Annotated in this window: 20 protein-coding genes; 12 read left to right on the top strand and 8 right to left on the bottom strand. The window is 66.9% G+C overall.

Annotated features, from left to right (window positions below; all coding sequences use genetic code 11):
* The first annotated feature begins 61 nt into the window (after window positions 1-61).
* Window positions 62-1078, top strand: coding sequence for a VOC family protein (locus tag ACFWZ3_RS06960; RefSeq protein ID WP_439707011.1), 1017 nt, complete (start codon window positions 62-64; stop codon window positions 1076-1078).
* Between the two features lie 90 nt (window positions 1079-1168).
* On the opposite strand, the gene ACFWZ3_RS06955 is transcribed toward ACFWZ3_RS06960, so the two are convergent.
* The gene (locus tag ACFWZ3_RS06955; protein ID WP_439707010.1) at window positions 1169-2956 is read right to left on the bottom strand and encodes a hypothetical protein; all 1788 of its coding nucleotides are present in this window, start codon (window positions 2954-2956) and stop codon (window positions 1169-1171) included.
* A gap of 319 nt (window positions 2957-3275) precedes the next feature.
* Between ACFWZ3_RS06955 and ACFWZ3_RS06950 the strand changes: the two genes are divergently transcribed.
* Complete coding sequence (locus ACFWZ3_RS06950; RefSeq protein ID WP_439707009.1) at window positions 3276-3857, top strand: hypothetical protein; 582 nt, start codon at window positions 3276-3278, stop codon at window positions 3855-3857.
* A 65-nt stretch (window positions 3858-3922) separates the two neighbouring features.
* On the opposite strand, the gene ACFWZ3_RS06945 is transcribed toward ACFWZ3_RS06950, so the two are convergent.
* Both ACFWZ3_RS06945 and ACFWZ3_RS06940 read right to left on the bottom strand, forming a co-directional pair.
* On the bottom strand, window positions 3923-5731 hold the full coding sequence (locus tag ACFWZ3_RS06945) for a peptide-N4-asparagine amidase (protein WP_439707008.1): 1809 nt from the start codon (window positions 5729-5731) through the stop codon (window positions 3923-3925).
* Window positions 5732-5908: 177 nt separating this feature from the next.
* The gene (locus ACFWZ3_RS06940; protein ID WP_439707007.1) at window positions 5909-6448 is read right to left on the bottom strand and encodes a DUF2058 domain-containing protein; all 540 of its coding nucleotides are present in this window, start codon (window positions 6446-6448) and stop codon (window positions 5909-5911) included.
* A 103-nt stretch (window positions 6449-6551) separates the two neighbouring features.
* Here ACFWZ3_RS06940 and ACFWZ3_RS06935 point away from each other — a divergent pair, with 103 nt between their 5' ends.
* From ACFWZ3_RS06935 to ACFWZ3_RS06925, 3 genes are all read left to right on the top strand, one after another.
* Window positions 6552-6878, top strand: a complete 327-nt coding sequence (locus ACFWZ3_RS06935) for a hypothetical protein (protein WP_439707006.1) — start codon at window positions 6552-6554, stop codon at window positions 6876-6878.
* Between the two features lie 141 nt (window positions 6879-7019).
* Window positions 7020-7847 carry a helix-turn-helix domain-containing protein gene (locus tag ACFWZ3_RS06930; protein WP_439707005.1) on the top strand — a complete coding sequence of 276 codons (828 nt, stop codon included), beginning with the start codon at window positions 7020-7022 and terminating at the stop codon, window positions 7845-7847.
* A gap of 69 nt (window positions 7848-7916) precedes the next feature.
* Window positions 7917-8540, top strand: a complete 624-nt coding sequence (locus ACFWZ3_RS06925; protein ID WP_439707004.1) for a DUF1579 family protein — start codon at window positions 7917-7919, stop codon at window positions 8538-8540.
* 242 nt (window positions 8541-8782) lie between these two features.
* Here ACFWZ3_RS06925 and ACFWZ3_RS06920 read toward each other — a convergent pair whose 3' ends face one another.
* Window positions 8783-8959: a DUF3606 domain-containing protein gene (locus ACFWZ3_RS06920; RefSeq protein ID WP_439707003.1), complete on the bottom strand. Its 177-nt coding sequence runs from the start codon at window positions 8957-8959 to the stop codon at window positions 8783-8785.
* Between the two features lie 179 nt (window positions 8960-9138).
* Here ACFWZ3_RS06920 and ACFWZ3_RS06915 point away from each other — a divergent pair, with 179 nt between their 5' ends.
* Window positions 9139-9558, top strand: a complete 420-nt coding sequence (locus ACFWZ3_RS06915) for a hypothetical protein (RefSeq protein WP_439707002.1) — start codon at window positions 9139-9141, stop codon at window positions 9556-9558.
* A 139-nt stretch (window positions 9559-9697) separates the two neighbouring features.
* Here the strand turns inward: ACFWZ3_RS06915 and ACFWZ3_RS06910 are convergent, their stop codons facing one another.
* Both ACFWZ3_RS06910 and ACFWZ3_RS06905 read right to left on the bottom strand, forming a co-directional pair.
* The gene (locus ACFWZ3_RS06910; RefSeq protein ID WP_439707001.1) at window positions 9698-10780 is read right to left on the bottom strand and encodes a TolB family protein; all 1083 of its coding nucleotides are present in this window, start codon (window positions 10778-10780) and stop codon (window positions 9698-9700) included.
* Window positions 10781-11194: 414 nt separating this feature from the next.
* Window positions 11195-11572: a YajD family HNH nuclease gene (locus ACFWZ3_RS06905; RefSeq protein WP_439707000.1), complete on the bottom strand. Its 378-nt coding sequence runs from the start codon at window positions 11570-11572 to the stop codon at window positions 11195-11197.
* A 158-nt stretch (window positions 11573-11730) separates the two neighbouring features.
* Here ACFWZ3_RS06905 and ACFWZ3_RS06900 point away from each other — a divergent pair, with 158 nt between their 5' ends.
* The gene (locus ACFWZ3_RS06900) at window positions 11731-12180 is read left to right on the top strand and encodes a CopD family protein (RefSeq protein ID WP_439706999.1); all 450 of its coding nucleotides are present in this window, start codon (window positions 11731-11733) and stop codon (window positions 12178-12180) included.
* A gap of 119 nt (window positions 12181-12299) precedes the next feature.
* Here the strand turns inward: ACFWZ3_RS06900 and ACFWZ3_RS06895 are convergent, their stop codons facing one another.
* Complete coding sequence (locus ACFWZ3_RS06895) at window positions 12300-13307, bottom strand: NAD-dependent epimerase (RefSeq protein WP_439706998.1); 1008 nt, start codon at window positions 13305-13307, stop codon at window positions 12300-12302.
* A 340-nt stretch (window positions 13308-13647) separates the two neighbouring features.
* On the opposite strand from ACFWZ3_RS06895, the gene thrS reads away from it, so the two are divergent.
* Together thrS and infC are read left to right on the top strand one after the other, a co-directional pair.
* The gene (gene thrS / locus ACFWZ3_RS06890; RefSeq protein ID WP_439706997.1) at window positions 13648-15549 is read left to right on the top strand and encodes a threonine--tRNA ligase; all 1902 of its coding nucleotides are present in this window, start codon (window positions 13648-13650) and stop codon (window positions 15547-15549) included.
* Window positions 15550-15594: 45 nt separating this feature from the next.
* Window positions 15595-16122, top strand: a complete 528-nt coding sequence (infC, locus tag ACFWZ3_RS06885) for a translation initiation factor IF-3 (RefSeq protein WP_439707115.1) — start codon at window positions 15595-15597, stop codon at window positions 16120-16122.
* Window positions 16123-16348: 226 nt separating this feature from the next.
* Here the strand turns inward: infC and ACFWZ3_RS06880 are convergent, their stop codons facing one another.
* On the bottom strand, window positions 16349-18337 hold the full coding sequence (locus ACFWZ3_RS06880) for a biotin carboxylase N-terminal domain-containing protein (protein ID WP_439706996.1): 1989 nt from the start codon (window positions 18335-18337) through the stop codon (window positions 16349-16351).
* A gap of 211 nt (window positions 18338-18548) precedes the next feature.
* Between ACFWZ3_RS06880 and queA the strand changes: the two genes are divergently transcribed.
* The 3 genes from queA to yajC all read left to right on the top strand — a co-directional run bounded on the left by queA (window position 18549) and on the right by yajC (window position 21487).
* Window positions 18549-19577, top strand: a complete 1029-nt coding sequence (gene queA, locus ACFWZ3_RS06875; RefSeq protein ID WP_439706995.1) for a tRNA preQ1(34) S-adenosylmethionine ribosyltransferase-isomerase QueA — start codon at window positions 18549-18551, stop codon at window positions 19575-19577.
* A gap of 156 nt (window positions 19578-19733) precedes the next feature.
* Complete coding sequence (gene tgt / locus ACFWZ3_RS06870; RefSeq protein WP_439706994.1) at window positions 19734-20858, top strand: tRNA guanosine(34) transglycosylase Tgt; 1125 nt, start codon at window positions 19734-19736, stop codon at window positions 20856-20858.
* A 296-nt stretch (window positions 20859-21154) separates the two neighbouring features.
* Window positions 21155-21487: a preprotein translocase subunit YajC gene (gene yajC / locus ACFWZ3_RS06865; RefSeq protein WP_439706993.1), complete on the top strand. Its 333-nt coding sequence runs from the start codon at window positions 21155-21157 to the stop codon at window positions 21485-21487.
* Window positions 21488-21534: the final 47 nt, after the last annotated feature.

Below are 21534 nucleotides of genomic sequence, written 5' to 3'. Positions count from 1 at the left end.
TTGCCCGGCACCGTCGCGGCGGGCAGGTTGGTGCTCCCGACCCTGCAAGGAATCGTGCGCCGTGCGTTTTTCCCTTCGTATGACCTTTCTGTTCGCGCTGCTGGCCGCGTGCTGTCCGGCCACGTTCGCGTCGCCGGCATCGCCGCCTGCCGCGCTCGCCATGCTGGACCATGTGCTGCTCTGGGGCCGAAGCATCGACCAGGTCACCTCCGTGATGACGGCACGGCTCGGATTCCAGGTGGTGCCGGGACGAAACCCCACGGGCGTGGCCAACCGCTACATCCGCATGGCGGACGGGAGCTATATCGAGTTGCTGGGGATCACGCGCTCCGATGCGGCCATGGACCCGGGAATGCTTGCCGACCAGGCGTCGCTTCACGGCGGGGCAGGGGCGAGGACGTTCGGGTTGCGCACGCATGCGCTCGAACTGCGACGCGAGCAACTGGCCGCTGGAGGCTTTGCGCCAACGGACGTGTTCTCGGCATCGGCGGACGATCCCGACGGTGATGGCCCGGGCGCTCCGCCGCGCTGGCGGCTGTTCGCGTTCCAGCGCGACCCGCTGTCGAGCCATCTGTTCTTCATCGATTACGCGGTGCTGCGCGCGACGCCGGCCCGGGAGGCCGATACGCAGGTGGCGCGCCGGCACCCCAACGGCGCGCAAGCGGTGACCGCGTTCTGGCTGCTGTCGGCCGATGCGGGCGCCGACCGGGATCGACTGGCGCGGATGGGCTTCGCCGGCGCCACGCCGATCCGCTTCCCGCAGCTGGCTGCGCGCGGATACTGCATCCCGGTTGATGGCAAGCGCCTGTTGGCGCTGCAGCCGGACGGCGAGGGCATCGCCGCGGACGCCCTGCGGACCGGCGGGTCGCAGGTGATTGGCGTGGACGTGTCCGTGATGGATGTGGACCTGGCACGTCGCCGGGTGGCGCGCGGCTACGAAACCGACGTGGCGGCCTACGACGGCCTTTTCGGGCGATCGTTCCTGGCGCCGTCCAGAGAGGACCTGGGCATGCTGGTCGAATTCCATGCGGCACAGACGCGCAATGGCGCGCCGGTCTGCCCCGTCGGCGGAAGCTGACGCGTGTCCACAGGGCGGCACGCCGACGGGTTTTGCCCAGCCGGTCGATGCATGGAACGAGGCGCCCGGGTGGGCGCCTCGTTCTTCAGGTCAATGCGTCCAGCCGAGGCTGTCGGGCGAACCGTCGGGATGGGCGCGCCAGCGCACGTGGTTCTGACCGTTGGGGCAGCCGACGCCCTGGTTCTCGGTCGCCACCGCACCGTTGGAGGTGGTCAGCGCCGCCTGGTAGCAGCTTCCCAGGCTGTCGTCGAAGAGGTATTGCGCCTGGCTCTGCCAGTTGCTGTCCTGATGCGTGAGCAGGTCGCGCGCGTGGCTGGAGGAGAAGTCCTCGCGCACGCGGCTGGTGTAGGGCGCGAAGCCGTTGCGGATGTGCACCGTATCGAGGTTCCAGTGCTGGTCGACGCTGGCGCTTTCGAGCGTCGGCAGGGCCTCGGGGGCGTCACCCACCTCGACGTGACCGGCGGCGTCCCAGAGCACTTCGAGCGGGTATGAGGCGGTCAGCGTCATGTCGTCCAGCACGGTACCTGCGCGCGTGCGCACGCTGTGCTGCTGCGTCTGGCTCTCCAGCCACAGGTGCTGCCGGTAGTGCCGGTATTCCGGATATTGCAGGCCGTCGAAGTAGAACTCCTGGCGGTTGAGGAAGTGGCTGGTCTGGTGGACGCTCAGGTCGACGCGCCCGCGCGACGTGTTCATGTAGCCCTCGATCGTGTAGTCGCGATCCAGGCTGGTCGAGACGGTCGCCGTTCCGGTGTCGGCATTCCTGTTGATGGTGTCGTCGATGAGCGGATAGGCCGGTGTATTGAGGGTGTTGCGCGTCACCAGGCCGCTGACCATCGTGGTGCCCTTGTCGAGGTAGACGAACAGAGTGGCGTCCGCCGGCCGGCTGAGCTCGATGCGATGCCGGCCCGCAGCGTCGAGCCTTGGCGAGAACGGGGTCAGGTCCAGGCGGTAGGGAATGTGGTTGATCATCTGGGGCGGCTGCGCCGGCGCGTTGATCGTGTGTCCGAAATACCAGCTCAGGTTCGCCGACAGCACGGGGAACACCGGAACGATGCCGGCCGCGCTGCCGTCCACCCGGACGAGCATTTCCGCGAAGCTGCCGCCGTCACAGCCTTCCCAGGGGGAGCTGATGCCGGTCTTTACTTCGGCGCCCATCGCCAGCGAGGAGATGAAGGGCAGGCCCGAGTTGTGGGCCTCCTGGTCGGTAACGCAAGTGAACCACCAGGGTTGTTCGTTGTAGACGTCCAGATAGGCGCGGTCGATGTTGCGTGGAAGCGTGGGCAGGGTGTCCGGCGCAGGCGGGATGCGATAGAGCGCATCGGGTGTTTTCGGCGCGGGATGCGACGAGGTGGCGCGATAGAACAGCAGTTGCGCGCCCAGGCTCACCTCGTCCGCGGTGGGCACGTCGTTGTACCAGATGTCCTGGTCCGGGCCGATGATCACCTGTCCGTTGTGCGCCTCTTCCAGCAGCACAGTGAAATCGGTCAGGTCACGCTCGACTTCCCAGCTCGAGGTGGCCGCCGACTTGGGAAGCGTCGCCTCGTAAATGGTGAAGCCCCCGAGGCGCAGGTCCGCCTTGGTCGAACTCTCCCCGCCGCGCTCGGTGACGTTCACTTTCAACACCACCTTCGCCCACGGTCCCCGGCAGCCGGGAGGCGGCATGTAGGTGTAGTGGGTGGAGTTGGTTTCGTCCTGAATGAGGTTCACGACGCACGGTTCGCCCGCGGGAACGGGAAGGTGGGGCTCGACCGTGACGGCGTTCGTCGAGCCCACCTGCTGCGGGGCGAGCGTGGTCGGGCTTGCCGGGGAGGCGGGCGTGGCGGTAACGGGGAGCAGCGAGGCGGCGACCAGGCCGCAAGCGACTGTCAGGTTTTTCATGATGAATTCTCCCTGAACCCCTGCGGCGCGGGATGTTAGGAGGGCGTTTGTCACGGGTGCGCATAACAACGTCCGGTCTGCTTGCGAAAGTTCTTGCGGCGTCCGGGTTTGAGCCGCGGCTGCCCGATGAAGGCAGGTAAAGGCGGAGATTCGACCGGTTCATGGGGTGCCGCGTGCTGCGTTCCGAAGCGCTCTCTGCGGTCTTTTCGCATGTCGCAATTTCCTGAGGAGCGGTGTTCCTCTTTTTTTGCCCGCGTCTGTGCCGGATCGCAAAGCCAGCGCTACGGCGGGCCAATCGCATCGCTCTCGGAGAACACTCATGAAACGTCGAATCGACCCGATCCTGACCGGCTTCATTGGCGCGGCATTGCTCGCCATGGCGTCGGCGGCCGCGGCGGCAGCACCGCAATCGGAGCAGGACGCAGCATGGAATTTCATGCACCACCGTGCGGGTCCGCTGGTGCAGGCGGTACGTGACGCCACCGCGCGATACCGTGACGTCTCGCAAGCCGAAGCCGACGGCTATACCCCGGTGCTCGGCTGCGTCAGCGGCCCGGACATGGGCGCGATGGGTCTGCATTACCTCAAGGCCAGCCTGCTCGGCGACGGCATGGTGGACGTCGCACATCCGGAGTTGCTGGTCTATGAGCCGCTACACGGTGGCGGGGCGCGACTGGTCGCCGTCGAATACCTGGCGCTCGCCGACGTATGGGACGGCGCGCATGCGGATGGATCGCCGCCGTTGCTGATGGGCCAGTTGTTCGACCACACCGACATGCCCAACCGCTTCCGCCTGCCGGCGCACTACAGCCTCCACGTGTGGGCGTGGAAGTACAACCCGGCGGGGGTGTTCTCGATGTGGAACCCGCGCGTCTCGTGCTCGGCATTCACAGGGACCTGAACGCTCCGCATCGTCAGGTGGCCACCGAAAAGAGGCGCCCTGGCGGGCGCCTCGTGGGGGCGGAATCAGTGCGTCCAGCCGAGGCTGTCAGGCGAGCCGTCGGAATGGGCATGCCAGCGCACGTGGTTGTGGTCGCCGCAACCGACGCCGCGCGCCTGTGTCGCCACCGCGCCATCGAGCGCCGTCATGGCCGACTGGTAGCAGCTTCCCTGGCTGTCGGTGAAGCGGTATTGCGCCTGGCTCTGCCAGTTGCTGTCCTGCTGATGGAGGATGTCGTGGGTACGGCTGGAGTTGAAGCTCTCCCGTACGCGGCTGGTGTAGGTGCCGAAGCCGTGGTGCTGGTACGTCGCATCCAGGTTGCGCTGCTGCGCGACAGTGGCGCTTCCCTTCGATGGCTGGACCAACATCACCTCGTCCTCGAAGACGTACCCGTCCATGTCGTACAGAAGGTCGAGCGGGTACGAGGCGGTGAGGACATCGTCATCCAGCACGCTGTTCCCTCGCAGCCGGCGGCTGTGCTGCTGGGTTGAACTGTCGATCCACAGGTGCTGGCGGTAATGCCGGTAGTTGGGAAAGACCAGCCCGTCCACGAAAAACTGCTGCGTGTTGCTGAAGTGGCTGGTCTGGTGGACGGAGGAATCTACGCGCCCGTGCGAGGTCATCACGAAACCTTTTATGCGGAAGTCCCGATCCAGCCGGGTAGTGACGTCGCCCGAGCGCACGTCGTCGTTTGTCTGCAGTCCATCGACCACGGTTGGGGCGCTGGCGGAACCGGCCAGCGTATTGAGCGTCACTGCGCCGCTGACGTGGTTGGACCCCTTGTCCTGGTAAAGCAGCAGGTACGCATTTGCCGGTCGACTCAGCGAGATGGAGTGTTCTCCCGCTTCGTTGAGGATGGCCGCAAAGGGCGTCAGGTCGACGCGGTAGGGCGTGTAGGCGAGCATCTGGGGCGGCTGCTCGGGTGCATTCGCGGTGTTGGCGTAATAGAAGTTCAGATCAGCCGATAGCAGCGGGAACACAGGCGCGACACCGGCGGGCGTGCCGTCGATGCTTACTTCGATCTGCGCGAAGCTGCCGCCGCCACAGCCCTGGCCGGGAACGGATATGCCGGACTTCGTTTCGCCGCCCATTGCCAGGGGACTCCAGAACGGCGACTGGGGGTACAGCTCCTGGTCCGGCACGCAGGTGTACCAGCGCGCTTCCTGGTTGTAGATGTCCAGGTAAGCGCGAACGATGTTGTGCGGAAGCGTGACTTGTCCATCCTGCGGAATGACCCGGAATACGGCATCGGGCACCTTCTGCGCCGGCGTGGCGACCGAGGCGCGATAGAAATACACGCGCGCGCTCAGCGTCGCCGAGGCGTTCTGACTGTTGCCCGGCCACATGTCCGTCTCCGGGATGAGGGCGAACTGGCCCTTGTGTGCCTCGGCCAGCAGGGCTGAAAGGTCGGTGATGTCGCGCTCGCCTTGCCAGGTCGGATGCGTACCCAGCTTGGTCATCGATCCCTCGAACAGGTCGACGCCGCCAAGACGCACGTACACCTTGGAAGAATCGTAGTAAGGACCGGTGCCGCTTTCGGTGACGTCCACCTTGAGCACGACCTTGGCCCACGGACCCTGGCAACCGGGCGGCGGAGTGTAGTTGTACCTGACCTGCCCGACGATCGGGGTCGAGTCGATGGCTTCGCCGACCGGCTGGTCCTGAAAAAGCGTCACGATGCACGGATCACCGGCGGCGGACGGTACGTGCGGCATGACGGTGGCCATCGTGCTGCCGACGATGGGAGGCTCGAACGTCGGTTCCTGGGCCGCGGATGCCGCAACAGGAACGATCAATAGCGCCGCCATGCGGCGCGCCAGCGCTGCGAGTTTCATAGGGAATGCTCCATGAGCCCCTGCGATCGCAGACGTTAGATTTTCGTTCGTCACGGCGGCGCATAACACGGCGCCGTCTGCTTGAAGAAACCCGTGATTTTTGCGGACGCTCTGCGCGGCCGGGCGGCCGATTGCACCGGCGGGTGCGACAGGCCCGATGGTTCTCGTCGCGTGCGGCTACCAGATCAGGTCGTCAGGCACAGGGAATTGCTGATAGTAGGCATCGTCGTCGCCAGCGGTGGGCGCCGCCTCCGTGCGGCCGTGGTCGAGCACGATCAGGGTCGGATCACGTTCGTGGATCCTGTCGGCCGCGGCTCGCGGGACCAGTTCGTAGCCGTCGCCATGCCGCACGATCACGAGCGCGCCACTGGCCAGTTGCGCGCGAAGCCGCGGGTCGACCCGTACGCTGGTGATGTGGTCGCCGTCGGTAAAGCGGTAAGTGATGTCACCGCCGCGCTCCACCTTGTGCGTATCGATCAGCTGCCGCGCCTGGGCGCGCTGTTCGGCGGCGCGCGCCTGGGCGTTGCGCTCGGCCGCGAGCGCGCGGTCGCGCTCGGCGCGTTCCGCCTGCAGCCGTTGCGCCTCGACCTGCTCGGGACTCGGTGCGGCCGGCGCTTTTCCCTGCCGCTGCTTCGATTGCTCGCGCGCTACCTGGTTGACCTTGGACTTGTTGACCAGGCCGGCTTTCAGCAACTGTTCCTGCAGGGGATTGCGCATGGGGAGGGCGGTGCGGCTTGTCGGGGTCCGGATTGTAGCCCCCTTGGGGGCCGCGACCTCGGGCGCGACCGGGTCATCGCGGTCGCTGTGCTAACGGGCTCCCATGAAACATCCCCTGACACCCGATGGGCGTTACCTGGTGGTTCGTGGCCGGCTGTGGCGGGCGGCCAACCCCGCGCTGGCGCCCGAGGTGCGGGCGGCATGGGTCCGTCGCCTCATGGCCGCGCGCCGTGCGGTGGGTGAGGCGCGGCGATCGCAGGATGGCGAAGCGCTTGCGCGGGCGGGGAGGGCGGTCGACGAAGCCAAGGTGGCTCTCGGCGAGCGGGGGCCCGTGTGGTGGAGCGACGGGGCGCCCGACCTCAATCGCCACCTGGTGAAGAACACCCCCTACGCGACGTGGTTCGCAAGCAGAAAGCGGAAGTCCGGTTGAGAGCCAGGAACGGGCGCTGCCGGTGTCAGGTGGCCGCGGGTCGCTCCTGTCCTCGGCGCAAGACGGCGTTGAGCCCGAGTCAGCCACAGACGCTGCTTTTTGCCTGCATGATGCGCAGCTCCGACTGTCAAGGAACGCGACATGCCTGCCAACCACACGGTCGCACATCCCCCGCTTGGCCTGTTGCTGCGCGAGTGGCGCGCGGCGCGCCGGCTCAGCCAGCTCGACCTGGCGCTGGCGGCGGACGTGTCGGCGCGCCACCTGAGCTGCATCGAGACCGGCAAGGCCCGGCCGGGCAGGGAGGCGCTCGCGCGCGTGGCGACGGTGCTCGACATGCCGCTGCGCGAGCGCAATGCGTTGTGGCTGGCGGCCGGCTATGCGCCCGAGTGTCCCGAGCACGCGCTGGCGACTCCCGCGCTGGAGCGGATGCGCCAGGCGGTGGAGCTGATCCTGGCGCACCAGGAGCCGTATCCGGCCTTCGTGCTCGACCGGCAATGGAACGTGCTGATGGCGAACGACGCGGCGATGCGCGTCAACCACCTGCTGATGGACGGCCGCGAAAGCCGCCACGCCAACCTGTTGCACCAAGTGTTCGATCCGGCCGACTTCCGCGGCGTGATTGTCAACTGGCCCGAGGTGGCGGAGAAATTCCTGCACCACCTGCATGCGCAGATCGCCGCCGCACCCACCGACCCGCTGCCGCGTCAGTTGCTCGACAGTGTGTCGTTTTATCCGGACGTGCCGGCGCTCGGCAGGGTGCATGCCGGCGGGCCGCTCGATCCGGTGCTTACGCTCGTCTTCCGCCACCGCGAAGGGGAGTTGCGGTTCTTCGAGACCATCACCACCTTCTCGATGCCGCGCGACGTGACGCTGGAAGAACTGCGGGTCGAGTGCGCGTTTCCTGCCGATGAATACACCGCGCAGGTATGCCGGCGCCTGGCGGTTGGAGGCCAGCGTCCGGCGCCATGACCTCCCAGGTCATTGCCGCGTCCGGCGCATCGCCGCACGCTGCCGATTCCCCTTTGCTGGAACGGCATCATGCGCAGTCGCCCAAGGTTCGTCTTCTTCATCCCGGCCGCCATCGCCACGGCGGCTCTGTTGGCCTGTGGCCCCGTTGCCGGGCGGGCATCGCCGGGTGCGCCGGCGCAAACCCACGAGGCGTCGTCGGCCGCCGCGCCGGTGCCGCAGGAAAGCCTCGGTCCCGAGCTGGCGCGACTGAACGCCCTGGCGGGTCGTTGGGATGTGCGGCAATCGATGTGGTCCGATCCCGCCAGACCGCCGGCGGTCGACCGCGGCGAGGCCATCCTCACGCCAGTGCTGGGTGGCCGGCACCTGCGCCAGGATCTGCGTATCGACTCGCCGAAGGGCACATTCCGCGGCCTGGGCTACCTCGGCTACGACCAGGCCACGCACCAGTACGAAAGCCTCTGGATGGACGTCAATTTCACCGGGATGATCCGGGCTCGCGGGACGTACGATCCCGCGCACCGGACCTATGAACTGACGGGCGCCGTGCCCGATCCGAACCATGCCGGTGCGACCCTCCGGCTGCGCGAAGTCATGCACGTGCAGGACGCCGACCACTTCACCTACGAGTACTACGAGCCGCACGGTGGACGGCAGATGCTGGCCGTGCGGCTGGAGTACACGCGCAGGAGATGAGAAGGGTGTGTAACGTCAGTCGTTCGCCCGGCGGAGCGGCCATCCGCGAGGCGAGCCGGGACGTGCCGCTGAGGCTGAAGCGCACCGTGCGCGATGCGTGTTGTTCTGGCGGCTGTCCAGGCTGCGACCGGCGCCGCAGGCGCAGGCGGGCCAGCGCAGGTCGGGTGACCCGTCGCTGGAATCCTGCTGGTGAGCAGCAGCGTGGTGCGCGTCGCCGCGAATGGGGCCGTCGCGCGCCTGGCTCAGTGCTTCAGTGCGCGCTCGACGTCATCGGCCATGACGCCCACGCGCTTGACCGCGTCGCGCAGTTCGTCCTCGCTCACACCCCATCTGTTGGCCCAGTAGCGGGCTTCGTAGTCCTCGTTCACGTTGACGCGGGTGCGGTCGGCGGGGCCGCGGTTGTTCAGGTCGTCGCTCATGGCAGGCTCCCGTTGGGCTGTCCTGCGGCTGGTTGTGGCATCAGCGCGGTGAAAGGGCAGTGGAACCGGTGTGCTCGCCTGTTTTCCTCTTTTCGCCGCGCACTGCGGCTTCACTTGCCGATGCATCGGCCGGACTAAGCTGCCGGCACCGCGGGTACGCCGCTTACCGGAGGTGTGTCATGGCAACGAAGTCGATTCGCTGGGTGATGGCAGGTGTGGTCGCGCTCGCCTTGCCGCTGGCGGCGCTTGCGCATCCGGGGACCGCTGCGACCAAGGAGGCCAGCACCGCCGCTGCGCATGCGGGCATGGCGCTGGGCGCGGCGGACCTGAAGATGGCGCACGCGCATCTGCAGCACGTGGTCAATTGCCTGGTCGGCCCGTCCGGCGAGGGCTACGACCCGCAGGCGGAAAACCCCTGCAAGGGGATGGGCCAGGGTGCCATCGTCGACGCCAAGGCCGATGCGGCGCGCCAGTCGCGGTTGCAGGAAGCGGCGATGGAGGCCAGGAAGGGAGTGAACGCCGCAACGGTGGACGAGGCCCACGCGAGCGCGCAGAAGGTGATGTCCAGCCTGCAGGCGGAGCAAGGGCCCGCGACCTGATCCTCGCGCGTCCCTTGGCGTCGGCGATGTTCCATCGCGGTGCCGCTGTCTGGCAGAGGCTGCAACGGTACGTTCAGGGACTGGCCAGAAGCCCCGGGGCGGCATCACCGTGGCGGATGCTGCCCCGGAGCGGACGTCTTTACGGCTGGAACCACGCGCCGGCTTCGGCGGTTCCCGTGGTCACGGTCCGGGCGCTGCCGGTTGGCAGGTAGACGATCTGCAGGAACCGGTCATTGGCGATCTTGTCGACCAGGATGTGCTTGCCGTCGCTGGACCAGTCGGCGAAGCGGTACTGCGCATTCGGGCCGGGATCGGCCATCGCCGGGCGCACGTTGGCGCCGTCGGCGCGCATCACCAGCACATGTCCGTCGCGGAGGAAGGCGATCTTCCTGCCGTCCTTCGAATAGCGCGGCATGGTTCCGGCGGGCAGCGTCGTTTGCGCGCCGGTGGAAAGATCGATCTGCCGCATCGGTACGCGGTCGCCGTACTCGTCGGCATACACCGCGTGCGTGCCGTCGGGCGTGATCGTGACGTACTGCTCATCACCGCCGCCACCGCCGTCCGGATCGCCCCAGATCTGCTCGGTGAGCTTCTTCACCGCGCCGGTGGTGAGGTTGACCCGGAAGATGCGCGAGAACCACTGCGGATCGAGCCCTGGACCGTAGTCGCCAACTTCGACCAGGACGCTCTTGCCGCTGGGCGTCCATTGCGGCGTGGACATGATGTTGTAGCCACGATGGTAAGGCTCGCGCGAGGGGCAGAACACGATCCGCTGCCCGGTGCCATCGGCATGGACGGCGCCCAGGCAGTTGGTGCCGCTGTCGTTGGTGATGTAGGCGATGGTCCCGTTTGGCCCCCAGGCCGCCTGCGTGTGCTTGCCCGACCCGGTAGTGATCTGCAGCGGAGAGCCGCCCTGCCGGTTGACCACGAACAACTGCCAATCCGTGCCGGGCGACTGCTCGGCCCGCTCGTACACGATGCTGCCACCACCCGGCGACCAGCGACCGGCACCGTAGTCGACATGGAAGGTCATCGGCGTCAGCTGCACCACGTTGTCGCCGGACGGCTTGACCCTGTACAGGATCGTGTCGCTCGACGAATCCACGGCGCGATGGTTGGTCCGCGTGAACAGGATCGATGCATGCGTCTGGGCGGAAGCCATCGGTGCCACCAGAGCTGCGGCGGCGAAGACGAGAAGCGGAAGACTCGCGTTGTTTTTCATGGAATGCTCCGGGGTTCTCGAAGCGCGCGGCAACACCGCGAGAACGACGATTCGTTTCCGCGGCGCGGGCGGGCGCAGGCCCGGTGGACGGGCGGGCTCACCCGTGGCGACGGAAGCCGCGGGCGGGGCGCAACTGGGCGTCCCGGGTTCGGTATCGCATAGGCTCGCCGGCTCGTCGGGCGAGTGGTCGGAGGCGTGTCGGCGCAGGAAGAACGCCACGGCAGCAGGCACGTGAGCGCTGGAGCCACACGACTCCTGCATGAATCCCTATGCGCGAATGTTGGATTTTCGTTTGTCAGGGTGGCGCATAACACCGTCCGGCCCGCTCGACGAAAGTTCTTGCGGTCATCCCGCGCTTTCGGGCAACGGCGCGTCACCTCAACTGCGACGGTTGGGCCCGCCGATACGCGCGCTTCAGCGCCTGCCCTTGGCCTCGAGCATCGCCTTGAGGTCGGCGAAAGGGTTGCCGGTGGCGGGAGCCTGTTCGGCGGACTCGTAGCCCGCGCCGCGCACGTGGTCGATGTAGCGGGAATGCTCGTTGTCGTGGCAGTACACGCACAACAGCTCCCAGTTGCTGCCGTCGGGCGGGTTGAAGTCGTGGTCGTGGTTGCGGTGGTGCACCGTCAGCTCGCGCAGGTTGGTGCGGGTGAACTCGCGCCCGCAGCGGCCGCACACCCACGGATACATCTTCAGCGCGCGCTCGCGGTAGCCCAGTTCGCGCTGCTCGGCGGCGCGGCGGGCTTCGGCGACGACGCGGTCGAGCTTGGCGGAGTCGGGTGTGCGTTGGCTCATGGCGAGGGCCCCTGGATGGGCCTGGATTATGCCAGCGGGTGTGGCGCGCGCGAGCATCGGCGCGCAGCCGCGGGCGGTGAATTGCGCAAGCGGCGAGCGATGCAGCGGTATGGCCGCGTGCGCCACAATGGCCGGACCTTGTCATCAGGCAGCCGACCATGACCTACCTCTGGATCAAGTCCTTCCACCTGTTGTTCGTCATCGCCTGGATGGCGACGGTGTTCTACCTGCCGCGCATCCTGGTCAACGTGGCCGAGGCGGGCGACGAACCGGCGGTGCGGACGCGGCTGCTGTTGATGGGGCGCCGGCTCTACAAGTTCGGCCACAACATGTTCGGCATCGCTTTCCTGTTCGGCCTGGTGCTGTGGCAGGGATGGCGGGTGTTTCCGGCGACGCTGCCGAATGTGGCGGCGGGCATGCACTGGATCGACCTGAAGCTGGGGCTGGTGGCCTTGCTGCTGGCCTACTTCGTGGTCGTCGGGCGACTGCTCAAGCGCAGCGAGAAGGGCGGCGCCCTGCCGTCGGCGGTGGCGCTGCGCTGGCTCAACGAGTTGCCGGTGATCCTGTTGCTGGGCGTGATCTTCCTGGTGCTGGCCAAGCCGTTCTGATTCGACACCCTCAACTGTAGGAGCCCGCTTGCGGGCGATGCTTTTCCTTCGCGTTGAACAAAAGCATCGCCCGCAAGCGGGCTCCTACAAAAACATTGCGTGCCAGCCGGCGAGGCGCGTCAGGCCTGGTGGTATTCGCGATACCAACGGACGAAACGGGCCACGCCTTCCTCGATCGAGGTTTGCGGGGCATAGCCTACGTCGCGGCGCAGGGCTGACACGTCGGCCCAGGTATCCGGTACGTCGCCCGCCTGCATCGGCAACAGGTTTTTCTCTACCGAGCGGCCCAGGTTCTGTTCCAGCAGCTCGATGAAGCGCAGCAGTTGCACCGGTTTGTCGTTGCCGATGTTGTAGACGCGATAGGGCGCGCTCGAGGTGCCGGGATTGGGCTGCTCCGGGTCGTACGCCGGATCGGGCTGCGCCGGATGGTCGAGCGTGCGGATCACGCCCTCGACGATGTCGTCGATATAGGTGAAGTCGCGGCTGTGGTTGCCGTAGTTGAAGACGTCGATCGGCTCGCCGCGGCTGATGCGGTCGGCGAACAGGATCGGCGACATGTCCGGTCGGCCCCACGGGCCGTACACGGTGAAGAAGCGCAGGCCGGTGGTCGGCAGGCCATAGAGATGGCTGTAGCTGTGCGCCATCAGCTCGTTGGCCTTCTTGCTGGCGGCGTACAGGCTCACCGGGTGGTCGACCGCGTCCTCCACCGCAAAAGGCATCTTGCGGTTGGCGCCGTAGACGGAGCTGGACGAGGCGTAGACCAGGTGTTCGACCTGGCCGTGGCGGCAGCCTTCCAGAATGTTGAGGAAGCCGTCCAGGTTGCTGCGTACGTAGGCGCGCGGGTTCTTCAGCGAATAGCGCACGCCGGCCTGTGCGGCCAGGTTCACCACGCGCTGCGGCCGGAAATCGGCGAAGGCGCGGTCGACCGCCCCGGCGTCGGCCAGGTCCGCGCGCAGGTGGGTGTAGGCCCGGTGTTCGGCGAACTGCGCCAGGCGGGCTTCCTTCAACGACGGGTCGTAGTAGTCGTTGTGGTTGTCGATGCCAAAGACTTCGTCGCCCCGCGCGAGCAGGCGCTGGGCGAGCGCGGCGCCGATGAAGCCGGCGGTACCGGTGACGAGGATGCGCATCCGTTACGGTTCCTTGTGGGGGACGGATCATTCTAGCGGGCCGGAGCGTGAGGGCCGGGCGCAGGTGCATGAGGCCGCATGTTCTGTAGGAGCGCCCTTGGGCACGACCACCGTGCGGCAAGTTGCCGATACGGGCGGACATCGCGGTCGCGCCCAAGGGCGCTCCTACAGGGGATTCTCCGCTAGACTAAGCGTCTGATTGGTTCAAGGTGGCCCGCGCGTAAGCGCAGGTCGAGCGTGCGACATGGCAACTACCACTCTCCATCGCTGACCTCCCGACGCCTTTGTTCCGTACACAAAAGGGCGTTTCGCCCTTTTTTGATTTCCGCAGGTTCCGATCATGATCGAAGTGACTCTCCCGGACGGCAGCAAGAAGCCGTTCGACCATTCCGTGACCGTCCAGGACGTGGCTGCCTCCATCGGCGCCGGCCTGGCCAAGGCGACGCTCGCCGGCAAGGTGGACGGCAAGCTGGTGGACGCCAGCTTCCCGATCGACCATGACGCCCGCGTGGAGATCGTCACCGAGAAGAGTCCCGAGGCGCTGGAGATCCTGCGCCACTCCACCGCGCACCTGCTGGCGCAGGCCGTGCAGCGTCTGTATCCGGGGGCGCAGGTCACCATCGGCCCGGTGATCGACAACGGCTTCTATTACGACTTCGCCTACGAGCGGCCGTTTACGCCCGACGATCTGGCGAAGATCGAGGCGGAGATGGAGAAGATCGTCAAGGAAGCGCTGCCGGTGTCGCGCGCGGTGAAGTCGCGCGACGAGGCGGTCACGTTCTTCCGCGACCTGGGCGAGGTGTACAAGGCCGAGATCATCGAGTCGATCCCCTCCAACGAGGAGCTTTCGCTCTACACCCAGGGCGAGTTCACCGACCTGTGCCGCGGCCCGCACGTGCCCAACACCGCCAAGCTGCGCTCGTTCAAGCTGATGAAGGTAGCCGGCGCCTATTGGCGCGGCGACTCCAACAACGCGATGCTGACCCGCGTCTACGGCACCGCCTGGCTCAACGACAAGGACCTGAAGGCCTACCTGCACCAGCTGGAGGAGGCCGAGAAGCGCGACCACCGCAAGATCGGCAAGGCGCTGGACCTGTTCCACCAGCAGGAAGAATCTCCCGGCATGGTGTTCTGGCACCCCAACGGCTGGGCGATCTGGCAGCAGGTCGAGCAGTACATGCGCGGCGTGTACCGCAAGAGCGGCTACCAGGAAGTGCGCTGCCCGCAGGTGCTGGACGTGTCGCTGTGGAAGAAGTCCGGCCACTGGGACAACTACGCCGAGAACATGTTCTTCACCGAATCGGAGAAGCACACCTACGCGCTCAAGCCGATGAATTGCCCCGGCCACGTGCAGATCTTCAATACCGGCCTGCACAGCTACCGTGAGCTGCCGATCCGCTACGGCGAGTTCGGCGGCTGCCACCGCAACGAGCCCTCTGGTGCGCTGCACGGCATCATGCGCGTGCGCGCCTTCACCCAGGACGACGGCCACATCTTCTGCACGCCCGAGCAGATCGAGCCGGAAGTCACCGCCTTCCACCAGCAGGCCATGCAGGTGTACGGCGACTTTGGCTTCAAGGACATCGCGCTGAAGATCGCGCTGCGGCCTGACAAGCGCATCGGCTCGGAGGAAGTGTGGGACCGCGCCGAGGACGCGCTGCGCAAGGCGCTTTCCTCCGCCGGCGTCGAGTGGGAAGAGCTGCCCGGCGAGGGCGCCTTCTACGGCCCCAAGATCGAGTACCACATGAAGGACTCGATCGGCCGCGCCTGGCAGGTCGGCACCATGCAGGTCGATTTCATGATGCCCGAGCGCCTGGGCGCCGAGTACGTGGACGAGGCCTCGCAAAAGCGCCACCCGGTCATGCTGCACCGGGCGATCGTCGGCTCCATGGAGCGTTTCATCGGCATCCTGATCGAGCACCACGCCGGCAACCTGCCGGCCTGGCTGGCCCCGGTGCAGGCGGCGGTGTTTTCCATTACCGACGCCCAGGCCGGTTACGTGCGCGAGGTAACGCAAGCCCTTGTCGACAAAGGCTTCCGCGTCCAGGCCGATTTGCGCAATGAAAAGGTCGGCTATAAAATCCGCGAGCATACGTTGCAGAAGGTCCCTTATCTGCTCGTGGTCGGTGACCGCGAGAAGGAAGCGGGGGCCGTTTCCGTGCGTACCCGTTCGGGCGAGGATCTGGGCAGCATGCCGCTGGCCGCCTTCGTCGAACGACTTCAGGCCGAAACGCGGCGTTGATGTTCGCCGTGGCCTAATTCAACAACTCTTCTGGAGGATAGTGGTATCGCTACCACCGACAACAAGGGCAATCGCCGTAACCTCGAAATCCGCGTGCCGCGCGTGCGCGTGATCGGCGCCGACTCGGAACAGCTGGGTATTCTTTCCCGCGACGAGGCGCTGGCACTGGCGCAGGAAGCGGGCATGGATCTGGTCGAGATCCAGCCCAACGGTGACCCGCCGGTCTGCCGCATCATGGATTACGGCAAGTTCAAGTTCGAAGCCCAGAAGAAGGCCTCCGCCGCCAAGAAGAAGCAAAAGCAGGTCGAGATCAAGGAAGTGAAGTTCCGTCCGGTCACGGACGTGGGCGACTACCAGATCAAGCTGCGCAACATGCTTCGCTTCCTGGAAGAGGGCGACAAGGTCAAAGTCACCATCCGCTTCCGCGGTCGCGAAATGTCCCACCAGGACCTGGGCCAGAACCTGGCGAAGAAGATCCAGGAAGACGTCGGCGACAACGGCCAGGTGGAATCCTTCCCTCGATTGGAAGGACGCCAGATGGTCATGATGATCGGACCGAAGAAGAAGCAGTAACGAAAAGGCGGCCCGATGGCCGCCTTTATATTTGCGCTTGCTGCGGCCCTTGAACCCTCTCCCCTCCGGGCAGAGGGCAGGGTGAGGGGCCGGGGCTCGCGGGGAAGTTGGCGGGTGCGAGGGAGGGGCTTTTGAAAAGCTCCGACTGGAACGGATTCCCCCGCAAGAGCGGCCGCTCACCCCAACCCTCTCCCCGGAGGGAGAGGGAGCTGATTTTGGCGGCTCCTCAGCTTTCGAACCGCACAAGCACGGCGTCCGCCTCAACGAACTCGCCCTGCGTCGCGCTGACGCTCTCGATGGTGCCGGCGCGCGGTGCCTTGAGCGCCAGTTCCATCTTCATCGCCTCCATCACGAGTAGCTCCTGGCCCTCCTCGACGCTGTCGCCGGGTTTGGCCTTGACCAGCACGATGCGGCCGGGCATCGGCGCGACGACCTGGTTGCCGCCGGTGCTTTCGGTCGACGCCCAGGCGAAGGCGGGGGCGCGCACGAAGCGGTAGCGGCGGCCGGCGGCGTCGTGCAGCAGGACGCGGGTGTCGTCGACCAGTGCGCTCAGGCGCTGGGCCTCGCCGTCGAAGCGGGCGCTCAGCGCGTCGGGCTCCAGGCGCGCGCCGTGGACCTCGCAGGCCGCTTCGCCATGCTCCAGTCGATAGTCGCCACCATGCCCGTGGGCCGCGACCTCGTAGCGCTGCTCGTGCAGCGACAGCGCCACCACGCGCTTGCCGGCGTGGCCGATGCGCCAGGCATCGGCGCTGGCCCAGGGCGAGTGCGGGTCGGCGGCGCTGGCGGACACGCTCCGCTCTTCCTGCAGCAGCGCCGCGGTGGCGGCGGCGAACAGCACGCGGTCGGCCGGCGCCGCGCCGCCTTCGAGGAACTCGTCCAGGTGCCGGTCCAGGTAACCGGTGTCGATGGTTCCCTCGACCACGGAGGGATGGCGCGCCAACCGTTCGAGGAAGGCGATGTTGGACTTCGGTCCGACGATCTCGCATTGGGCCAGCGCCGCGCGCAACCGCTCCAGCGCCTTGGGCCGTTCGGTGTCCCAGACGATCAGCTTGGCGATCATCGGGTCGTAGAAGATGGTGACCGTGTCGCCTTCGACCACGCCGCCGTCGATGCGTACGTGCTTGGACGACGCGGGCAGGCGCAAGCGCACCAGCTTGCCGGAGCCGGGCAGGAAGTTCTGCTCGGGGTCTTCGGCATACAGGCGCACCTCGATGGCGTGGCCATGCGCCTGGATCTGCTCCTGCGTCAGCGGCAGCGGCTGGCCGGCGGCCACGCGCAGCTGCCATTCGACCAGGTCCAGGCCCAGCGTTTCCTCGGTGACCGGATGCTCGACCTGCAGGCGCGTGTTCATCTCCATGAAGAAGAACTCGCCGTCGGCACCGACGATGAATTCCACCGTGCCGGCGCCGACGTAGTCGACCGCCTTCGCCGACGCCACCGCCGCTTCGCCCATGGCGCGACGGCGCTCCGGGTTCAGGAAGGGCGAGGGCGTCTCTTCCAGCACCTTCTGGTAGCGACGCTGCGAGGAGCACTCGCGCTCGTTGAGATGGATCACGTTGCCGTGCGTGTCGCCGAACACCTGGAACTCGATGTGGCGCGGATGTTCGACGTAGCGCTCCAGGATCACCCGCGTGTCACCGAAGGCGTTGGCCGCCTCGCGCTGGGCCGAGGCCAGCGCGTCAGCGAACTCGCCCTCGCCGCGGACGATGCGCATGCCCTTGCCGCCACCGCCAGCCGCCGCCTTGATCATCAGCGGGAAGCCGGTCTTGCGCGCCTGCTCGGCCAGATGGACGGGCTCCTGGTTCTCGCCGTGGTAACCAGGCACCAGCGGCACGTCGTGCTTTTCCATCAGCGCCTTGGCGGCCGCCTTGGAACCCATCGCATCGATGCTCTCGGGCTTGGGGCCGATGAACACGATGCCGGCCTCGACACAGGCACGGGCGAAGCCGGTGTTCTCGGAAAGGAAGCCGTAGCCGGGATGGATCGCCTGGGCGCCGGTCTTTTTCGCCACTTCCAGGATGGCGTCGCCGCGCAGGTAGGAATCGGCCGGGCGCGGGCCGCCGATCGGCCAGGCCTCGTCGGCCAGCCGCACGTGCCGGGCGTCCTTGTCGGCCTCCGAGTACACCGCGATGGTGTGGATGCCGAGGCGGCGGCAGGTGCGGATCACGCGGCAGGCGATCTCGCCGCGGTTGGCAATCAGTACGCGCTCGAACATGCAGGGTTGTCCCTAAGCCGATGCAAAGCCCGCGAAATTAACAGATATGCCGTGTGTAGCCGATGCGCAGCGCAGCACAGGGTCGGCCGGGGAGGGCTATCATTGCCGGTCGCCGCCAGGCTTTTCCTGTAGGAGCGGCCGGGGGGGCGCCCGGGGGGCAGGGCGGGGGCGCCCCCGGGCGCTCCTACAAGAAGGCCTGCGAGGCACGCTTTTGAAGAAGTCCGATTTCGATTTCGACCTCCCCCCCGAGCTGATCGCCCAGGCACCGCTGCCGGAGCGTTCGGCCAGCCGCCTGCTGTGGATGGACCCGGCCGCCCGCGCGCTGGAAGACCGCCAGTTCCGCGACCTGCCGTCCTTCCTGCGCCCCGGCGACATGCTGGTGTTCAACGACACCCGCGTGCTACCGGCGCGGCTGTACGGGCGCAAGGAATCCGGCGGCGCGGTGGAGATCCTGATCGAGCGCGTCACCGGCGCGCACGAGGCGACAGTGCAACTGGGCGTGAGCAAGAAGCCGAAGGAGGGCGGCCGCATCGAGCTGGGGGATGGCAGCCATGCCACGGTGCTGGGCCGTGACGGGGCGTTCTTCAAACTGCGTTTCGAGTCGCCGGAGCCGCTGGAAAAGCTGCTTGCGAGGCTGGGCGAGATGCCACTGCCGCCCTACATCGAGCGCCACGCCGATGCCTCGGACCTGGAGCGCTACCAGACCGTCTATGCCCGCGAACCCGGTGCGGTGGCTGCGCCTACCGCCGGCCTGCATTTCGACGAGGCGCTGCTCGAACGCCTGCGAGAGCAAGGCGTGGAAACAGGCTACGTGACGCTGCACGTGGGCGCAGGCACCTTCCAGCCGGTGCGCGTGGACGACATCCACCAGCACACCATGCACCGCGAATGGCTGAACGTCGGTGCCGCGCTGGTGGAAAAGATGCGCCGCACGCGCGCTGCCGGCGGCCGGGTGATCGCGGTGGGCACGACCGTGGTGCGGGCGCTGGAAAGCGCCACGATCGACGGGCAGGTGCATCCCTTCGCCGGGGAAACGCAGATCTTCATCTTTCCCGGCTACCGCATCACCAGCATCGACGGCCTGATCACCAACTTCCATTTGCCGCAGTCCACGTTGCTGATGCTGGTGTCGGCGCTCGCCGGGCGGGAGTTCGTGCTGGAGGCGTACCGGCATGCGGTGAAGGAGCGGTATCGGTTCTTCTCGTATGGCGATGCGATGCTGATCCTGCCGTGCCCTTAGTTCCCTCTCCCCTGCGGGGAGAGGGTTAGGGTGAGGGGCCGGGGCTCGCCTTGTGGCGCCTCAGAGCCACGCTTCGAACCACCTCACCCGCAAGACCCGCCCTCACCCCAACCCTCTCCCCGGAGGGGAGAGGGGGAAAAACGCGATAATCCCCCGATGACCTCCATGAAATTCGAACTCCTCGCCCGCGACGGCGCGGCCCGCCGCGGCCGCCTGGCCTTCCCCCGCGGCACCATCGAAACCCCGGCCTTCATGCCCGTGGGCACCTACGGCTCAGTCAAGGCGATGACCCCGCACGACCTCAAGGAACTGGGCGCCGAGATCATCCTGGGCAACACCTTCCATCTGTACCTGCGCCCGGGCCTGGAAATCGTGGAGAAGTTCGGTGGCCTGCACCGCTTTATCGGCTGGGACAAGCCGATCCTCACCGACTCGGGCGGGTTCCAGGTGTTCTCGCTGGCGCACAAGCGCAAGCTGGCGGAGGAGGGCGTGACCTTCGCCTCGCCGGTGGACGGCTCCAAGGTGTTCCTCTCGCCCGAAGTGTCGATGAAGATCCAGACGGTACTGGACTCGGACATCGCCATGATCTTCGACGAGTGCACGCCCTATCCGGCGACCGAGAAGCAGGCGGCCGATTCGATGGAAATGTCGCTGCGCTGGGCCGAACGCTCGCGCCGCGCCTTCGACGAGCTGGACAACCCCAATGCGCTATTCGGCATCGTGCAGGGTGGCGTCTACGAGCCGCTGCGCCGCCGCTCGGCCGAGGGGCTGGTCGGCATCGGCTTCGACGGTTATGCGGTAGGCGGCCTGGCGGTAGGCGAGCCGGAGGCCGAGCGCAATCACACGCTGGACTTCACCGTGGGCCTGCTGCCGCAAGACAAGCCGCGCTACCTGATGGGCGTGGGGCGGCCGGAGGACATCGTCGAGGCCGTGCGTCGCGGCATCGACATGTTCGACTGCGTGATGCCGACCCGCAATGCGCGCAACGGGTTTTTGTTCGTGCCCGAGGGCACCCTGCGCATCCGCAACGCCAAGTATGCCGACGACACCCGGGTGATCGAGGAAGGCTGCGACTGCTACGCCTGCGCGAACGGCTTCTCGCGCGCCTACCTGCGCCACCTGGATCGTTGCAACGAGATCCTGGCCAGCACGCTTGCCACGCACCATAACCTGCGCCACTACCAGCGGCTGATGGCCGGGCTGCGCGAGGCGATCGCCACCGGGGCGCTGGAAAGCTTCGTTGCCGCGTTCTACGCCCGCCGCCAGGGGGCCGCGGCATAGGATCTCTTGTAGGAGCGCCCTTGGGCGCGACCGCCATGTCGGCCGCGCCTACAACCCCGCGATGGCTCGATTGCGGTCGCGCCCAAGGGCGCTCCTACAAGGTCGATGCGGGGAGCCGGGAACTTCCCTCCAGGCCTGCTTACCAAGGCGCGGCGCTTGCAAACGCCGCGCTGCGCCGCCATGCAGGGACGCGTGAAGCCGCCGTGCATGCCCTTGGGGTGCATGGCATAATCCAAGACCTTTTTCTGGCGTGGAACGGAAATTCCTGTCCGCGCCGCTACTTGCAGGATGAAACGATGAGCTTCCCGATGTCCTTCGTGATCGCCCAGGCCGCTCCCGCCGCCGCGCCGGGCAACCCGCTTTTCAGCTTCCTGCCGCTGATCGCGCTGTTCGTCATCTTCTACTTCCTGATGATCCGGCCGCAGATGAAGCGCCAGAAGGAACACCGCACCATGGTCTCGGCACTGGCCAAGGGCGACGAAGTGGTCAGCAACGGCGGCATCGCCGGGCGCGTGGACGAGGTGGGCGAGAGCTTCCTGACGGTCGAGATCGCGCCGAACGTCAAGATCAAGCTGCAGAAGGGCGCCATCTCCCAGGTGCTGCCCAAGGGCACGCTGAAGTCGTCCTGACATCCGGGCCAGCCAAGGCCATCCGCCGCGGCTTCAGGGGCCGCGGC

This window comes from Frateuria sp. GZRR35 (assembly GCF_051900415.1).
In the GTDB taxonomy this organism is placed as follows: Bacteria; Pseudomonadota; Gammaproteobacteria; order Xanthomonadales; family Rhodanobacteraceae; genus Frateuria_A.
Note: the sequence above shows the minus strand (reverse complement) of the source record. Positions and strands in the feature narration are given on the sequence as shown.

Coding starts and splice junctions, on each gene's coding strand:
- ACFWZ3_RS06955 (WP_439707010.1), bottom strand. CDS start 2,956: ATGAAAAACCTGACAGTCGCTTGCGGCCTGGTCGCCGCCTCGCTGCTC.
- ACFWZ3_RS06950 (WP_439707009.1), top strand. CDS start 3,276: ATGAAACGTCGAATCGACCCGATCCTGACCGGCTTCATTGGCGCGGCA.
- ACFWZ3_RS06945 (WP_439707008.1), bottom strand. CDS start 5,731: ATGAAACTCGCAGCGCTGGCGCGCCGCATGGCGGCGCTATTGATCGTT.
- ACFWZ3_RS06940 (WP_439707007.1), bottom strand. CDS start 6,448: ATGCGCAATCCCCTGCAGGAACAGTTGCTGAAAGCCGGCCTGGTCAAC.
- ACFWZ3_RS06935 (WP_439707006.1), top strand. CDS start 6,552: ATGAAACATCCCCTGACACCCGATGGGCGTTACCTGGTGGTTCGTGGC.
- ACFWZ3_RS06930 (WP_439707005.1), top strand. CDS start 7,020: ATGCCTGCCAACCACACGGTCGCACATCCCCCGCTTGGCCTGTTGCTG.
- ACFWZ3_RS06925 (WP_439707004.1), top strand. CDS start 7,917: ATGCGCAGTCGCCCAAGGTTCGTCTTCTTCATCCCGGCCGCCATCGCC.
- ACFWZ3_RS06920 (WP_439707003.1), bottom strand. CDS start 8,959: ATGAGCGACGACCTGAACAACCGCGGCCCCGCCGACCGCACCCGCGTC.
- ACFWZ3_RS06915 (WP_439707002.1), top strand. CDS start 9,139: ATGGCAACGAAGTCGATTCGCTGGGTGATGGCAGGTGTGGTCGCGCTC.
- ACFWZ3_RS06910 (WP_439707001.1), bottom strand. CDS start 10,780: ATGAAAAACAACGCGAGTCTTCCGCTTCTCGTCTTCGCCGCCGCAGCT.
- ACFWZ3_RS06905 (WP_439707000.1), bottom strand. CDS start 11,572: ATGAGCCAACGCACACCCGACTCCGCCAAGCTCGACCGCGTCGTCGCC.
- ACFWZ3_RS06900 (WP_439706999.1), top strand. CDS start 11,731: ATGACCTACCTCTGGATCAAGTCCTTCCACCTGTTGTTCGTCATCGCC.
- ACFWZ3_RS06895 (WP_439706998.1), bottom strand. CDS start 13,307: ATGCGCATCCTCGTCACCGGTACCGCCGGCTTCATCGGCGCCGCGCTC.
- thrS (WP_439706997.1), top strand. CDS start 13,648: ATGATCGAAGTGACTCTCCCGGACGGCAGCAAGAAGCCGTTCGACCAT.
- ACFWZ3_RS06880 (WP_439706996.1), bottom strand. CDS start 18,337: ATGTTCGAGCGCGTACTGATTGCCAACCGCGGCGAGATCGCCTGCCGC.
- tgt (WP_439706994.1), top strand. CDS start 19,734: ATGACCTCCATGAAATTCGAACTCCTCGCCCGCGACGGCGCGGCCCGC.
- yajC (WP_439706993.1), top strand. CDS start 21,155: ATGAGCTTCCCGATGTCCTTCGTGATCGCCCAGGCCGCTCCCGCCGCC.